Annotated in this window: 10 protein-coding genes; 3 read left to right on the forward strand and 7 right to left on the reverse strand. The window is 41.3% G+C overall.

Annotated features, from left to right (window positions below; all coding sequences use genetic code 11):
- Positions 1–239 precede the first annotated feature (239 nt).
- The 3 genes from trxB to CAP51_RS08335 all read left to right on the forward strand — a co-directional run bounded on the left by trxB (position 240) and on the right by CAP51_RS08335 (position 2,830).
- Positions 240–1,193, forward strand: coding sequence for a thioredoxin-disulfide reductase (trxB, locus tag CAP51_RS08325; RefSeq protein ID WP_087620276.1), 954 nt, complete (start codon positions 240–242; stop codon positions 1,191–1,193).
- Positions 1,194–1,286: 93 nt separating this feature from the next.
- Positions 1,287–2,018 carry a leucyl/phenylalanyl-tRNA--protein transferase gene (aat, locus tag CAP51_RS08330; protein WP_087620277.1) on the forward strand — a complete coding sequence of 244 codons (732 nt, stop codon included), beginning with the start codon at positions 1,287–1,289 and terminating at the stop codon, positions 2,016–2,018.
- A gap of 8 nt (positions 2,019–2,026) precedes the next feature.
- Positions 2,027–2,830, forward strand: a complete 804-nt coding sequence (locus CAP51_RS08335; protein WP_087620278.1) for an arginyltransferase — start codon at positions 2,027–2,029, stop codon at positions 2,828–2,830.
- Here CAP51_RS08335 and rimI read toward each other — a convergent pair.
- The 7 genes from rimI to CAP51_RS08370 form a co-directional block, all read right to left on the reverse strand.
- Positions 2,827–3,288, reverse strand: coding sequence for a ribosomal protein S18-alanine N-acetyltransferase (gene rimI / locus CAP51_RS08340; protein WP_087620279.1), 462 nt, complete (start codon positions 3,286–3,288; stop codon positions 2,827–2,829). The genes CAP51_RS08335 and rimI overlap by 4 nt on opposite strands.
- Before the next feature lie 83 nt (positions 3,289–3,371).
- Positions 3,372–4,253, reverse strand: a complete 882-nt coding sequence (locus CAP51_RS08345; RefSeq protein ID WP_087620280.1) for a metal-dependent hydrolase — start codon at positions 4,251–4,253, stop codon at positions 3,372–3,374.
- 196 nt (positions 4,254–4,449) lie between these two features.
- Entirely contained in the window at positions 4,450–5,640 is a 1,191-nt protein-coding gene (gene tuf, locus CAP51_RS08350) for an elongation factor Tu (RefSeq protein ID WP_087619630.1), read from the reverse strand.
- Between the two features lie 109 nt (positions 5,641–5,749).
- Entirely contained in the window at positions 5,750–7,888 is a 2,139-nt protein-coding gene (fusA, locus tag CAP51_RS08355) for an elongation factor G (RefSeq protein WP_087620281.1), read from the reverse strand.
- A 177-nt stretch (positions 7,889–8,065) separates the two neighbouring features.
- On the reverse strand, positions 8,066–8,536 hold the full coding sequence (gene rpsG / locus CAP51_RS08360; protein ID WP_070069440.1) for a 30S ribosomal protein S7: 471 nt from the start codon (positions 8,534–8,536) through the stop codon (positions 8,066–8,068).
- 163 nt (positions 8,537–8,699) lie between these two features.
- The gene (rpsL, locus tag CAP51_RS08365) at positions 8,700–9,074 is read right to left on the reverse strand and encodes a 30S ribosomal protein S12 (protein ID WP_004648013.1); all 375 of its coding nucleotides are present in this window, start codon (positions 9,072–9,074) and stop codon (positions 8,700–8,702) included.
- Between the two features lie 194 nt (positions 9,075–9,268).
- Complete coding sequence (locus tag CAP51_RS08370) at positions 9,269–10,741, reverse strand: EcsC family protein (RefSeq protein ID WP_087620282.1); 1,473 nt, start codon at positions 10,739–10,741, stop codon at positions 9,269–9,271.
- Positions 10,742–10,783: the final 42 nt, after the last annotated feature.

Consider the following 10,783-nt stretch of genomic DNA (forward strand, 5'->3'; position numbering starts at 1 on the left):
TTAAGCGATGCCTAAATCTTGAAATCATTATTTATCTTATATTATGCACTGCTTCAATTAGAAAATCTTGTCCGTTTGTATGATTGTGCTTCGCTTCGATTGGCTTTTTCAACTAAAATCGAGATTACCTATATCTTTAATCAACATTACTCTACCAAAGTACCGCCAATTTCAGGCATATTTCACGTATAATTCTCACAACCACATAAATCACATGAATAAGTTTCAGGAAAATTGATATGAGTACACGTCACTCTCAACTCATTATTTTAGGCTCTGGCCCTGCCGGCTACAGCGCGGCAGTCTATGCTGCACGTGCAAATCTTAAACCAGTTCTTATCGCTGGTTTACAACTTGGTGGCCAATTAACCACAACCACAGAAATTGACAACTGGCCAGGTGGTGAAGAAGGTTTGACAGGTCCTGCACTCATGGAACGTATGCAAGCCCATGCAGAACGCTTTGGTACAGAAATTTTATATGATCACATCAATGAAGTAGATTTAAAAACCCGTCCCTTTGTCCTCAAAGGTGATATGGAAGAATACACCTGTGATGCTTTAATTATTGCAACTGGTGCAACCGCGCAATATCTTGGTCTGGAATCTGAACAGAAATTTATGGGACAAGGCGTCAGCGCATGTGCTACCTGTGATGGTTTCTTCTATAAAAATCAGAAAGTAATGGTCGTGGGTGGTGGTAATACTGCGGTAGAAGAAGCTTTGTATTTATCCAATATCGCAGCTCATGTCACGCTGGTACATCGTCGTGACAGCTTACGTTCTGAAAAGATTTTACAAGACCATTTATTTGCCAAAGAAAAAGAAGGCAAAATTTCCATTATCTGGAATCATCAGGTTGATGAAGTGCTAGGCGATCAAACTGGTGTTACAGGTGTTCGTATCAAATCGACTCAGGATCATTCTACTCAGGATATCGAGGTTCAGGGCTTATTTGTTGCCATTGGTCACAAACCGAATACCGAAATATTCCAAGGTCAGCTTGAGCTCAAAGACGGTTATATTGTCGTAAACAGTGGCACACATGGTAATGCAACTGCAACCAGTGTAGCTGGTGTATTTGCCGCAGGTGATGTCGCTGATCACATTTATCGTCAGGCGATTACCTCCGCAGGCTCGGGCTGTATGGCGGCACTCGATGCCGATCTCTATCTGGACAATCATGTCAAATAGAGCATTTTAAAGAAAAGAGCGATACCGCTCTTTTCTTTTATCTACAACACCCTCAAAATTTATGCTTAGCATAGGATTAATTGATCACTCACAATGAATTTTAATTGCATATATGATTTTCCAGATCCTGGTGTTGCCGATCCTGATGGTCAAGGGCTGATCTGTATAGGCGGTGATCTACAACCATCGACTTTACTGGCTGCCTATCATCGTGGCTTATTTCCGTGGTTTAATCAGGATGAACCAATTTGCTGGTGGTGCCCCGAACCACGCTGCATTATCCACCCAGAAACATTTGTACCCAGTAAAACCCTGATCCGCAATATGAAAAAACTGGATTATCAAATCCGGATTGATTGTGTCTTTGAACAAGTCATTAAAAGCTGTGCTGCACCACGCAGTTATAGTCAGGAAACATGGATTAGCTCCGACATCATCAAGAGCTATATTCAGTTGCATCAACTTGGCTTTGCCCACAGCATCGAAATCTGGGATCAAGAGGAATTGATTGGTGGTCTATATGGACTCAATCTGGGCAAAGGTTTTTTCGGTGAATCCATGTTCAATACCCGAACAGATACCTCAAAAATGGCCTTTTACAGTTTGATGCTGCTTTGCCATGAACAACAGTGTCCTTGGGTTGACTGTCAGTTGCCAAATGATCATTTGATGCGCTTAGGTGCAACCACCATTACACGCTCTGATTTTTTAAGCACATTACAAAATGTGGTAAATCAGCCACAAATTGATTGGAAAGTCTACCAAAACAGTGTATTTTCTTCTTATGAGGTCGCATTGCATAAAAAACTACACGCAATACACTGAGTTAAGCTATGAAATCATACACTCCTTTGACGTCACTTGATGATTTGCAGTACTACATCACACCGCCACATGATTGTAGTTATCTGTCACGTCGTTCTGCCCGTATGGTTTTTTTGGATCCGGTGCAAAGAATTGATACTGTTACCCTCTCAGAACTTTCACGCTCCGGTTTCCGTCGTAGTGGAGATTTTATCTATCGTCCAGAATGTCATTTGTGTCGACAATGCCTGTCTGCACGTATTCCAGTCAACGACTTTGTGGCAAATAGCAGTCAAAAAAAAGCATGGAAACGTAATCAGGATTTAAACCTTAAAATTACACCAACTCATGAAGCGCAATATCATCATTATGAACTATATGAAAAATATATCCGTTTACGTCATTTTGATGGGGATATGTTCCCACCCAATCATGAACAATTTGAAAAGTTTTTAGTACATAGCTGTACCGATAGTTTCTTTCTGGAATTATGGCAAGATCAGCAATTATTAAGTGTTGCCACATGTGACCAATTGGATGATGGATTATCTGCGGTCTATACATTTTTTGAACCGGAAGAAAGTAAACGCAGTTTGGGGGTATTCTCCATTTTGCAACAAATTGAATATGTCAAAATGCTTGGGCTGGATTATCTTTATTTAGGCTACTGGGTGCCCCACTCTGCCAAAATGAATTATAAAATCCAGTACAGCGCACTAGAAGTGCTACTAGATGGACAATGGCATCGATTAACACATCACCTTTCCGAGGAAGAGGTACAGCGTCTGGGGGATTCACTGCTCACCACCCTACCCTCACATCTCAGCCGTTAGTCAAGTTTAAAATTAAAGGTGTCAGTATTAAGAAGATTGGCCATAATAATGGCATGTTCTTTCTTACCGTGTGGAGCTGGATAATAATTTTTCCGCAAATCAATTTGATGAAAACCAGCTTTTTCATATAAGGCAATTGCTGCCAGATTACTCTCACGTACTTCAAGAAAAATTTGTATACATTTCTCCCCTAATCGCGCAATGGCATCTTCTAATATGGCCAAACCATATCCCTGTCCCTGATACTGCGGATCAACTGCCATTAGCAGTAAATTCGCCTCGTCGAGCACAGGCTGCATGATACAAAATCCTATTACTTGTTTATCTTTTTCAAGCACAGTCACCTGATAGTTCAACATACTGTCGGCAAATTGTGTTTTGGTCCATGGATGAAATTGGACTTGTTGCTCAATACGTACAACCTGATCAATATCCTGAGCTTGCATCAAACGAATCATAGTGATTGAATTCTAAAAATTTTAAGCATTTTAATCCAAGCAAAAAAAAGAGCAAAGAATTTGCTCTTTTTTGATTTGAAACTTTATAGACCTAATTTTGCTTTCCATTTATCCAATAAAGCATTGGTATCCAGATCATTGGGATGAAAGCCGGGTCTAAAATAAGCCAGCATTTCTTTGGTCATACCTGTAATGATGCCTTTTGATGGACTATAAGCATATGTATAAATCATGCCCAGTTCTTTTAAATTTAACTTTTGATCCTGTTTTAACAAACGCAACACAAAATAAGATTGCGTCAGAAAAATCAGTGTCATGGCGAAAACTAAGGCACTGGTACGCAATGTATATGCTTTTATACCCTGTCCAAATACACCTTCATACACATCATAAGCCACCGCTTTATGCTCATTCTCTTCAACTGCATGCCAGTACCACATATTTGCCATGGTTTGATCAGTCATCAAATCCTGAATATGCTGGTTGGTCAATAACTGTGAAGCAATGGTTGCCGTAAAATGCTCTAAAGCTGTTGTTGCGGTAAGATCCACCATTTCCTGTGTCATACCAAATGGTTTTACTACTTTGGCAAAAACCTTACGTGCGGCTTGTATCACTGTATCGGTATTTTTTTCCAGCGTCGCCACATCATGACCATATTTTTGTGCCGAGGCATTAAAACCCACATGTTCTTGGGTATGCATGGCTTCTTGACCAATAAATGCACTGATCTCTTTTTGTAGTCTTTCATCATCTTTAATCAGCGGATGTTTGCGTACTGCACGGACAGAGTCGATAAAAAACTTCTCACCCGCAGGAAATAACGCCGATAACGCGGTCAGAAAGTGAGTAATACCCGCAGATTCATTGGCCCAATATTGCGGAACATGCTCAAAATCAAAATTCATTCGACGTACAGGGAAACTGGCACCAGCACGACTGGAAATGTTTACTTTAGCATTCATTTTATTTCATCTCCGATTTATCATTGATCACAACGATAGATAACACTTAAGCTTTGATCGTTTTATATTACTGATTTATTGAAGATGCTATAGGTGATGAATAGGACAGTTTAATATCAGATAAGGACAACTTATTATTTTGTCTAACAAAAAAAGCACCCCTAAAAGGAGTGCTTTTTGACGACTATAAAAGTGATTATGCAGTTACTTTCGCAACAACACCAGCACCTACAGTACGACCACCTTCACGAATCGCAAAACGTAGACCTGGGTCCATTGCGATTGGGTGGATTAATTCAACTGACATTTCAACGTTGTCACCTGGCATAACCATTTCAACGCCTTCTTTCAATTGGATCGCACCAGTTACGTCTGTTGTACGGAAGTAGAACTGTGGACGGTAACCATTTAAGAATGGCGTATGACGACCACCTTCTTCTTTTGACAACACATATACTTCTGCGTCAAATTTAGTATGCGGTTTGATTGTACCTGGTTTAGCCAGTACTTGACCACGTTGTACTTCTTCACGTTTTGTACCACGTAGAAGAACACCACAGTTCTCGCCTGCACGACCTTCATCAAGAAGTTTACGGAACATTTCAACGCCGGTTACAGTTGTTTTAACTGTATCTTTAATACCAACGATTTCAACTTCTTCACCAACTTTTACGATACCAGATTCAACACGACCTGTTACCACTGTACCACGACCAGAGATTGAGAATACATCTTCGATTGGCATCAAGAATGCTTTGTCGATTGCACGTTCTGGTTCTGGGATATAAGAGTCAAGTGCAGCAACCAATGAAAGTACTGATTCTTCACCGTAAGGACCTGCATCACCATTTAATGCAGCCAAAGCTGAACCACGGATTACAGGGGTATCATCACCAGGGAAGTCATAAGCAGAAAGAAGTTCACGAACTTCCATTTCTACCAATTCAAGCAATTCTTCGTCGTCTACAAGATCGCATTTGTTCAAGAATACGATGATGTAAGGTACACCAACCTGACGAGACAACAGGATGTGTTCACGTGTTTGTGGCATTGGACCATCAGTCGCAGCACATACAAGGATCGCACCGTCCATTTGCGCAGCACCAGTGATCATGTTTTTCACATAGTCGGCGTGTCCTGGGCAGTCTACGTGTGCATAGTGACGTGCTGGAGAATCGTATTCTACGTGTGATGTATTAATTGTAATACCACGTGCTTTTTCTTCTGGTGCAGAGTCGATTGCTGCATAATCTTTCGCTTCACCGCCATAAGTTTTTGCACAGATGGTTGCGATCGCAGCTGTTAAAGTTGTTTTACCATGGTCAACGTGACCGATAGTGCCCACGTTTACATGTGGTTTATTACGTTCAAACTTGGCTTTAGCCATGATGATCTTCCTTTCTTAAACTGCTCATGAGGATCACTCATGAGCGCTTGGTTTTTAACTAAAATTTAGTTGGCTCATTTAAGCTGAGATGAATATAGTAATCGAAAGATTACTCGTCGTCACCTTTTTTACCGCCAGTCTGGAATTTAGCGATGATACCGTCAGCCACGTTACGTGGTGTTTCAGCATATTTAGCGAATTCCATAGAATATGTTGCACGACCCTGAGACATAGAACGCATTTGAGTCGCGTAACCAAACATCTCAGCAAGTGGAACTTCCGCACGAATCGCTTTGGTACCACCAGGCAAATCATCCATACCTTGAACCATACCACGACGACGGTTTAAGTCACCCATGATATCGCCCATGTAATCTTCAGGCGTTTCAACTTCAACTTTCATGATTGGTTCAAGAAGAACAGGATCTGCTTTCATGAAACCATCACGGAAGGCATAAGAACCTGCCATTTTAAATGATAATTCGTCAGAGTCGACATCATGGTAAGAACCATCATAAAGAACAGCTTTTACGCCTACAACAGGATAACCTGCAAGGACACCATTCTTCATACGTTCTTGAATACCTTTGTCAACCGCACCAAAGAATTCCTTCGGTACAACACCACCGACAACTTCTTCAGCGAATTCGTATTCTTTACCAGCTTCTTCAACATCAAGCGGCTCAAGACGGACATATACATGACCGAACTTACCTTTACCACCAGTTTGACGTACGAATTTACCTTCTTGCTCAACAGTTTTCTTGATCGTTTCACGATAAGCAACCATTGGTTTACCAATGTTCGCTTCAACACCGAATTCACGTTTCATACGATCAACGATGATGTCAAGGTGAAGCTCACCCATACCAGCAATAATGGTTTGACCAGATTCTTCATCGGTACGAACACGGAATGAAGGATCTTCTTTTGCCAAACGACCTAAAGCGATAGACATTTTTTCTTGGTCAGCTTTAGTTTTTGGTTCAACAGCCAAAGAAATTACTGGCTCTGGGAATTCCATACGTTCAAGTGTAATGATATTTTTTTCATCACACAGTGTATCACCTGTGGTTACGTCTTTAAGACCTACACACGCTGCGATATCACCCGCACGGATTTCGTCAAGATCCTGACGTTCGTTGGCATGCATCTGTACGATACGACCAATACGTTCACGCTTAGACTTCACTGGGTTATAAACCGGATCACCTTGTTTAAGTACACCAGAATAAACACGTACGAAAGTCAAGTTACCTACGAATTTGTCATTCATGATTTTGAATGCCAACGCAGAGAACGGTGCTTCGTCAGATGCTTCACGAGATGCTTTAGTTTCAGCTTTATCGTCAAGAATACCTTCGATCGCTTTTACTTCTGTAGGTGATGGTAAGAATTCAATCACAGCATCCAACATACGTTGTACGCCTTTGTTTTTGAACGCAGTACCACAAAGCATTGGTTGGATTTCACCAGCCAGAGTTTGTGCACGAATACCAGCAACGATTTGTTCTTTAGTCAATTCGCCATTGTTTAGATATTCATCCATCAATTCTTCAGATGCTTCAGCAGCAGCTTCAACCATGTTGGTGCGCCATTCTTCAGCACTTTCTTGAAGCTCAGCCGGAATATCACCGTATTCGAACTTCATGCCCTGAGATGCTTCATCCCAGATAATGGCTTTCATTTCGATCAGGTCAATTACACCTTGGAAGTTTTCTTCGGCACCAATTGGAATTACGATTGGTACAGGATGAGCGCCCAAACGTGTTTTCATTTGTTCAACAACACGGAAGAAGTTGGCACCAGTACGGTCCATCTTGTTCACGAATGCCAAACGAGGCACTTTATATTTGTTTGCCTGACGCCATACAGTTTCAGACTGAGGTTGTACACCACCCACTGCACAGTACACCATACATGCACCATCAAGTACACGCATAGAACGTTCAACTTCAATGGTGAAGTCAACGTGTCCCGGGGTATCAATTACATTGATACGGTGTTGTGGGAATTGGTTGCCCATACCAGACCAGAAACAAGTTGTTGCAGCAGAAGTAATGGTAATACCACGTTCTTGCTCTTGTTCCATCCAGTCCATTGTTGCTGCACCGTCATGTACTTCACCAATTTTGTGAGATACACCAGTGTAGAACAAAATACGTTCTGTGGTCGTTGTTTTACCTGCATCAATGTGAGCAGAAATACCGATATTACGGTAACGAGAAATCGGAGTTTGGCGAGCCATAATGTCTTACATTCCTAAATATTTTGTTAAAACAGGACGCACCAATAGATTGATGCGTACGAATACTTTTGCTGGGCAACTTAAATACCCGCAAATCCCCCACTTGGGTAAAGTGCGATGTTAAATCGAGCTGCGGTACGCATAAGTATTCTCCTGATGAGGGACTGTTTTATCCGCTTAGAAACGGTAATGAGAAAAGGCTTTGTTCGCTTCCGCCATACGGTGCACGTCTTCACGTTTTTTGATTGCAGCACCTTTGCCTTCAGCTGCATCAAGCAACTCGCCAGCAAGACGTAAAGCCATAGTTTTTTCAGAACGCTTTGCAGCAGCATCTACTAACCAACGCATAGCCAAGGCAGTACGACGGGATGGGCGTACTTCCATAGGTACTTGATAAGTAGCACCACCAACACGGCGTGCTTTTACTTCGACCATAGGACGAACTTTTTCAAGAGTCGTTTCGAAAAATTCTACTGGGTCTACTTTATTTTTTTCTTGAACACGGTCTAAAGCACCATAAACGATACTTTCTGCAATAGATTTTTTACCATCTTGCATTACGTGGTTCATAAATTTAGCGATTGTTTGGCTACCGAACTTAGGATCCGGAAGGATTTCACGGGCAGCGACTACGCGACGTCTTGGCATTTTTATACACCTAATATTATGACACTTCAGGATAATCCAGCAGTTTGTGCAAGTGTCATGCACGCTACGCTGGCCTTACTATACGTCGCTTGAATTTCAAATTTGTTACACATATTCAAACAAGCGAAACGCTAAAGGACGACTGGTACGTTGTCCCTAAAAATTATTTTTTAGGACGTTTGGTACCATATTTAGAACGTGATTGGTTACGATCTTTCACACCAGCACAGTCTAAAGAACCACGAACGGTATGGTAACGTACACCTGGTAAGTCTTTAACACGACCACCACGGATAAGCACAACACTATGCTCTTGCAGGTTGTGACCTTCACCACCGATGTAGCTAGATACTTCAAAACCAGAAGTCAAGCGAACACGACAAACTTTACGCATTGCTGAGTTAGGTTTTTTAGGTGTAGTCGTATAAACACGTGTACATACACCACGGCGTTGTGGACAAGCCTTCAACGCAGGAACTTTTGATTTTTCAATCAAAGTTGTACGACCCTTGCGGATCAACTGATTTGTTGTTGCCATATGGCAATTCTCCCGTTATTAATCAACCTCAAAAAACGAATTTGAATATACGCTTTTTAAGGGCATGAAATTGTAGTGCATCTAGATGTCAGGGTCAATACACAGCAAATGCTGTAAACGATTTATCTTACATAAAAAAGGCTACAATTTTATGTAGCCTTCCTGCCTAGCTGCGATTTTGTAGCAATAAAAAATCACTTGGCCTCATCGCCTTTGTTTTGTGCTGGCACTGACGCAGCATTTTCAGCTTTGACATTACTGGTCTTGCCAGAGGTTTTTGTCGCTGTATTTCGATTATTTGAAGGTTTAGGGGTTTTTCTTGCAGTGCGTTTTGGTGCAGTGTTTTTTTCTGGCGTAACTTTTGTTTTTTGTTCGGATTCAGTTGCTGATACGATATTTTGCTCGGCCAACTGCTCAATTCCAGTTTCTATCGCCTGATCTTCTGCCTGCTCGGTTGTAGATTCTGCTTGCTCAGTTTTTTGTTCTGCTTTTTTATCTACAATTTCAACCTGACTTATGGTATCGCTACCTGCCAAGTCTTCAATGGCTTGCTGTTGCAACACATCTTCTTGCGCTGCTGATGGTTGGACTGGTTCTTCCAATAATGCTGTAATATCATTGTCGGCAAGTTGATTGACCTGTACAAGATGTGACTTTTCTTTTTGGTAAGCATCGAGTACCGATATATCTTCATCCTGATGGGCTAATAGATATTGCCGTGCCAATGAAAAAATTTCGTCAGCATGCTGTGCCACTTCTTCAATCAATCTGACATTATAAATTGCGCCAATTGCAGCACCCAAAACGGGTGTCGTAAATTTTAACAATTTGATTTTGCCAAGTGCAGCAAACCCGGGCCATTTATAGTTTCCTTGCTCATCAGTCAGAAAACCCTGAAACTGCTCAATGCTATAATTACTATTAAGAAAACTTTGCAACTGGCCATAATCACCAGTATCAAATACACTTTTTAATGTACGCAGACCCAAGAAAATGGTTTGTTTTTCTGCAATTAAACTGAGATCAGATTGGGATAAAGCTGTATATACTGCTTGACGATCTTCTTCATTATCCAGCTCAAAACCGTAGACATGGCCAATTTCATAAATGGTTTTTAAGGATAAAACCACTGAGATAGGTAAATCTGCGGCTGCGCCAACTAGTCCTGTTAAACCACTGACACCACCCTGTACCGCAGCAATGACTTTATTCACCTGAGTTAATGCATTGCCCGCACGATGTGATCGAGCAGGATCTTTTTGCAGTTCTTTAATCTCTTTACAACCTGTTTCTGCCAATACACGTTCTGTCGCAGCAAGACGACCTGCAAATTCACTTAATAATTCAAGTACCTCATCGGCAGCTTGATCCATACCATTAGGCAAAACAAAACGAGAAACTTTATTTAAGGTATTATAACGTCTACCAAAAATCTGACGTGTCACGGTAGGGAATTGATGGCGAAAAAGCTGGCGGATATCCTGATAATCTGAATCTGTAATATCACGCTGATAAGCTTGTCCTTCCACAACCTGTCCAGACGTTACCTGAGCTTGCGCTTTTTCTATCGGTTCCTGTGCCACTTTTTGCAATGATTTGGTGCCTAAATGACTTATTTTTTGTGCTTGCTCTCGAACTTTTTGAAATATACCTGATTTATTACGCATCTGTCTTTCTCATCATTCGTTTTCGTATTTTTCTGATTAAAA

The organism is Acinetobacter populi (genome assembly GCF_002174125.1).
Taxonomy (GTDB): Bacteria; Pseudomonadota; Gammaproteobacteria; order Pseudomonadales; family Moraxellaceae; genus Acinetobacter; species Acinetobacter populi.

Bases quoted from the DNA above. Each gene is read 5' to 3' on its own strand.
- rimI (WP_087620279.1), bottom strand. From the start codon at position 3,288: ATGATTCGTTTGATGCAAGCTCAGGATATTGATCAGGTTGTACGTATT.
- rpsG (WP_070069440.1), bottom strand. From the start codon at position 8,536: ATGCCAAGACGTCGCGTAGTCGCTGCCCGTGAAATCCTTCCGGATCCT.
- aat (WP_087620277.1), top strand. From the start codon at position 1,287: ATGAATTTTAATTGCATATATGATTTTCCAGATCCTGGTGTTGCCGAT.
- CAP51_RS08345 (WP_087620280.1), bottom strand. From the start codon at position 4,253: ATGAATGCTAAAGTAAACATTTCCAGTCGTGCTGGTGCCAGTTTCCCT.
- rpsL (WP_004648013.1), bottom strand. From the start codon at position 9,074: ATGGCAACAACAAATCAGTTGATCCGCAAGGGTCGTACAACTTTGATT.
- fusA (WP_087620281.1), bottom strand. From the start codon at position 7,888: ATGGCTCGCCAAACTCCGATTTCTCGTTACCGTAATATCGGTATTTCT.
- tuf (WP_087619630.1), bottom strand. From the start codon at position 5,640: ATGGCTAAAGCCAAGTTTGAACGTAATAAACCACATGTAAACGTGGGC.
- CAP51_RS08335 (WP_087620278.1), top strand. From the start codon at position 2,027: ATGAAATCATACACTCCTTTGACGTCACTTGATGATTTGCAGTACTAC.
- trxB (WP_087620276.1), top strand. From the start codon at position 240: ATGAGTACACGTCACTCTCAACTCATTATTTTAGGCTCTGGCCCTGCC.
- CAP51_RS08370 (WP_087620282.1), bottom strand. From the start codon at position 10,741: ATGCGTAATAAATCAGGTATATTTCAAAAAGTTCGAGAGCAAGCACAA.